Origin of the sequence: Bifidobacterium sp. B4111 (genome assembly GCF_026537235.1) — a bacterium.
GTDB lineage: Bacteria > Actinomycetota > Actinomycetes > Actinomycetales > Bifidobacteriaceae > Bombiscardovia.
This window is the reverse complement of record NZ_JAFNMO010000020.1, coordinates 1-764: the sequence shown is the minus strand read 5'-3', so window position 1 is coordinate 764 and position 764 is coordinate 1. Positions and strand designations below refer to the sequence as shown.

General features: G+C 50.5%; 1 protein-coding gene. It reads left to right on the top strand.

Annotation, left to right across the window (positions count from 1 at the left end):
• Nucleotides 1-517: hypothetical protein (locus J3T93_RS09925; RefSeq protein ID WP_267431552.1), on the top strand; the 517-nt coding region annotated here is incomplete at its 5' end.
• Nucleotides 518-764: the final 247 nt, after the last annotated feature.

Sequence of the window (764 nt, the reverse complement as noted above, 5' to 3'; positions counted from 1 at the left end):
CATACAGGCATGGGATCTTTTCGCAGCTCAGCTGCTTGATGCAGCGAATACGGAAGCAGAGCCGATTGCCTTTTTCTCGCGTGCAATCACCGGTCTTACAGATATGGCCACAATCGAAGACGTTGGGACCATCGTCCAACGACTGCATCTGATACTGGAGAACGAAACCCTGCTTCACGCTCTCTACGCAAAAATACCCACATGGTCGAGCACTCTTCGGCATGCAGTATTTGAGCAGCCCGAATCTTTGAACGCGATCCTGTCATCCACAAGCATGGTGGAGCTTGCCATTGAACTTATGCTGGAATGGGCCAGGAGGACCGAATCTTCGAGCAAGCCGGATAAGGCGGTGTTCCTCCAGGTCTTAGATGAAGTCACTACGTGTTCCAGCCGCATACCCACAAGATTGCAAGGCCCCCTTTCAGTTGAGCAAGTTGCTCACCTTTTTAGCGATAAAGATGAGGGGAGTGAAACAAATAGGGGGGGGGGATCAGCCCAACAAACCAGCCACCAGTAAAATTGATTTGACTGAATTGGTGCGCCCGGAAGAAGATGCATCCCAAGCCACTGGTGCTGGCTATGGGGCATCTGCTGTACAAACTAATACGGAGGAAACGCGCGGTCCAACAAGGAAAGACTCAACGTGCCTGTCAATATCGAGGGATTAGGTAAACAATTCGAAGACCGGACTCTTTTTACCGATTCAATCGGGCACATTTCGGGCACATTGATACACTAACGTACCTGTTTCAGCTCGTACCAGT